This is a genomic window from Prosthecobacter sp. (genome assembly GCF_044378005.1).
GTDB lineage: Bacteria > Verrucomicrobiota > Verrucomicrobiia > Verrucomicrobiales > Verrucomicrobiaceae > Prosthecobacter.
The window spans coordinates 1-3,264 of sequence record NZ_JBILYB010000302.1 but is presented as its reverse complement, the minus strand read 5'-3'; the positions used below and the strand labels follow the sequence as shown (position 1 = coordinate 3,264).

General features: G+C 61.9%; 4 protein-coding genes. All 4 read right to left on the bottom strand.

All coding sequences use genetic code 11. The annotated features are described in order from the left end of the window. Window positions 1-104 precede the first annotated feature (104 nt). Window positions 105-683 carry a hypothetical protein gene (locus tag AC6FTP_RS26500; protein ID WP_497209902.1) on the bottom strand — a complete coding sequence of 193 codons (579 nt, stop codon included), beginning with the start codon at window positions 681-683 and terminating at the stop codon, window positions 105-107. Then, window positions 631-1,341, bottom strand: a complete 711-nt coding sequence (locus tag AC6FTP_RS26495; RefSeq protein WP_497209901.1) for a class II glutamine amidotransferase domain-containing protein — start codon at window positions 1,339-1,341, stop codon at window positions 631-633. Before AC6FTP_RS26495 ends, AC6FTP_RS26500 begins: the two co-directional genes overlap by 53 nt. A 78-nt stretch (window positions 1,342-1,419) precedes the next feature. Next, complete coding sequence (locus AC6FTP_RS26490) at window positions 1,420-2,382, bottom strand: amidoligase family protein (protein ID WP_497209900.1); 963 nt, start codon at window positions 2,380-2,382, stop codon at window positions 1,420-1,422. Between the two features lie 106 nt (window positions 2,383-2,488). Further along, window positions 2,489-3,264, bottom strand: a 776-nt coding sequence (locus tag AC6FTP_RS26485; RefSeq protein ID WP_497209899.1) for an ATP-dependent DNA ligase, incomplete at its 5' end; no start/stop codon positions are given.

Here is a 3,264-nt window from a genome sequence, read left to right as displayed (position 1 = left end):
AAGCCACCGACCTTGCGCCCTTCTTGTAGAGCGTGACGGCCAGCAACTCCCCGTCGAACCACACGGCCCAGTAGCGCGTGCCATACTTGGTGATGGTGAGTCGATCACTCATGGGTCCAGCCCTCCCGGCGAATGCGCGCCTTCACGGAGTTCACTGACAGCTTAAACTGCGCGGCGGTCTGCTTGATGGAACCGGTGCGGCGATAGAGTCGTTTCACCGCCTTCCAATCCACCAGCGTGCCGTTGGTGGTCACGCTGGTGAGCTTACGACGTGGCTTCGGCGGCGTGGACGTGGGCGTGCCGATGATCTGATCCACGGCTGGCGTGAACGCATCGAAGCGCTGCGGCGTAGCTGGTGGTATTGCCTCCGCTGTCTGCACCGTGCGCAAGGTGGCGAGTTGTTCGCGCACCGCCTCGCTGGCGATGGGGCGGATCATCTGCTCCACCGTGGCCGGAGCCTGCCCGCCGTTGAGGCGTTGCAGAGCTTCGACGAGCCTCGCATCGACGATGCTTTGAATGAGGTCCACGGGGATTTCCGTGATGGCATACACCACACCGGTCAGTGAGTTGAGCCCCATCAGGGCTTTCATCTGTTCACGGGCTTCGCGCGGAGAGTCGGCCTCCACACGGTCATCGAACAACACTTGGCCAGCTCGGCTGGCGATCAGTTTGAAGAGTTTCATATCGGGTTATCAGGTTTGGGTTTGGGTTTTGGGTTAGCAGGCAGGACTGGCTCAGGGGAAGGTGATCATTGGCTTTGGCGTGGTGACGTCGTGCCTGAGCCGCGCGCAGGCGTGGGACGAAGTGCGTGTTGCTCACCTGCATCCCGCGCCAGTCTTCCCAAGCTCCGTAGAGCTGGGTCTCCTTCGCATTCATCCACACCCAGCGCCCTGGCAGCTTGTGCAGCGCATCAGGCCCCGTGGTGTGGACCACGAGAGCCGCCGCGCGGGTGTCACTCATCGGTGAGGTTGGCAGCGGCTCCTTGCGGTGCGGCTCCAGCCGCATCAGGGCATCCACATACCCACTCCACGTGCCGTTGTGGAACAGCACGCTCTCGGCCATGCCCGAGAGGCTCACGGATGCTTTCGGCGTGACAGGGAAGGGATGACACAGCCGCGCATCGACTCCACCCACGCTGGCCCAGCGGAAGTGGATGACCACTTCGCCCTCCAGCTTCTTGAGCAATACAATGAGTTCACCGGTGCTCAGGTTTTTCTGCCAGCGCACGCGGCCACCTTCCCGCCATGCCACGCCCGCTCCATGCGGGTTGGCTTCATGACAGGCATACAGCACCTCGGGCTTCGGGCGCACGGTTTTAGGACATATCAGGATCACACACATATCAGGTTCGGTTCTTGGGTTCGTTGTTCTTGGGTTTGGCCCGACTATCCGCAGACTGCGTATAGCGTGGGCAAAGGGTTAAAGATTGGCATCGGGGAAGCGCTCATCGAACTGCTGGCAGAGCCGCTGCGCGCTCTTGCGGTAGTGGCGGAACTCCGAGTGCAGCTTGCCGAAGAGGCCGAGGGCGACGGGCCGCGCACTGCCGGTCCACCCGAGGTAGTCCCAGAGGAAGCGCAGGCCGTCGGAGGCCGTGGCGGTGCGCTTGGCTTGGATCTTGTTCTTGCCGAACCCGCCGAGGCATTGGACCTCGCAGGCGCGGCGGCACAGGCCGAGCACGCTGGCGAGGTGGTGCAGGATTTTTTCGATGTTCAGCGTGCCGGCAAAGACGCGGAACTCCACCACCCCCACGGAGCGTCCATTTCGGTCACGCTTGAAGGCTTTTCTAAAATTCACCATGCCGCGTCCGCATTGCTCAGCGCACTCGGCTTTCACGCGTTCCTCCTCGCAGGTGACTATTTTGAGCATGTGCTCGGCGGTCTGCTCATAGAGCGGGTGGCTGTAGTGGTTGAGGTGGCGGTCAGTGCCCGTCTGGCCATAGAGGCTGCGCGCGTGCCAGCGGGCAATGTGGGCGAGTTTGCGGATGAACTCGCTCACCGCTTTGGTGTCGGAAGTGCCGATCACACTTTCAATGCCCACGGTGATGTGGCAGCCGCAGGAGCGATCCACCGTGGCCCCGAGGGCGTTGAGCCATTCAACGAATCCGATCAAATGCTCCACGCCCTGTTCGCCGTGGAGGATAGGGGAGACGAATTCGCAGGGCATCTGGCCGGCGTCGCAGCGGATGGAGCCATCGCGCTCCGCCTTCCATGTGTCGGCGTTGAAGGCCGGAGCGTTGCTGCGGGCACCGGTCGTGCTGATGCCGGTGGTGACCGGATACCCGGCGTGGTAATTGCCCACAGGCACTTGGCTGGTGGCAGGAAGGCGGGTTTCGAGTTCGATGCCCCATTGGATCAGGGCGGCTTTGGGATCGGCGGGTTTCATGAGGATGAGATGGGTGCGGGTGATTGAAGTCCATGCGGACTTCCCCTTGGCCTCGTCACCGTGGCCGCGTGTGTCGCACCTTTTTGATCACCATTTTAAGGGCCACTTATGAGAGGTCCCACTGCTCACGGAATCCGATGAACTTCGGGAACCTAGGCGCTTCCTTCGCTCCACTGGGCTGGTGCTTGAACTTGAGCAACCGACCCGCCAGCGACTCCCGCTGCTGCCACAGGGTAATGCGGTCCACACCCCCGACGACATGGTTGTAACCCAGCCTGAACTCGATGCCCGTCTCCACGTGTTTAACGATGAATCCGCCGAGTTCGCCGCGCCCGACCATGCCGGACTGCGCCATGCTGCGCTTGGTGCGGCCAAACGCGTCCTTCTCAGCAGCGTTGTGATTGCTCATGCCTTCATAGGTGTCGAGCACCACCGCCTCCGCGTCCTCGAAGCGCTTGATCTTGAGCAGGTAGCCCTCGCGCTCCGTGGACCGGCCACACTTGTAAGGGGAACCCGGCGTGCGGATCATCATGCCTTCATATCCCTCACTCACGCAGCGCTCTTCATACGCCATGAGGTCATCCAGCGAATGCATCTCCTCGGGCAGCACCTTATCGACGCGCTCGTAGTCTGGCAGTCGCGCGAGTTCCTGCATGCGGCAGGCATACGGCACGTCGATGCCGTCGCTCACATAGTCGAAGACGGCGAAGGTGAAGTCAGGCTCACCACTCTCGCGGCCCACATGCCCGGCAGTTTCGTTGAAGGTGGTGCCTTTCACGATTAACTCGCCGTCCAGTCCATCGGGCAGCTTGGATTCGATCCACTCGCGAATGAAGCGATTGGACACGGGCTTGAAGCTGCGGGTCAGGGCGCGGCCATTGA

What these genes read in the sequence shown, in the direction of transcription:
- AC6FTP_RS26490 (WP_497209900.1), bottom strand. Translation starts at nt 2,382, where the DNA reads ATGAAACCCGCCGATCCCAAAGCCGCCCTGATCCAATGGGGCATCGAA.
- AC6FTP_RS26495 (WP_497209901.1), bottom strand. Translation starts at nt 1,341, where the DNA reads ATGTGTGTGATCCTGATATGTCCTAAAACCGTGCGCCCGAAGCCCGAG.
- AC6FTP_RS26500 (WP_497209902.1), bottom strand. Translation starts at nt 683, where the DNA reads ATGAAACTCTTCAAACTGATCGCCAGCCGAGCTGGCCAAGTGTTGTTC.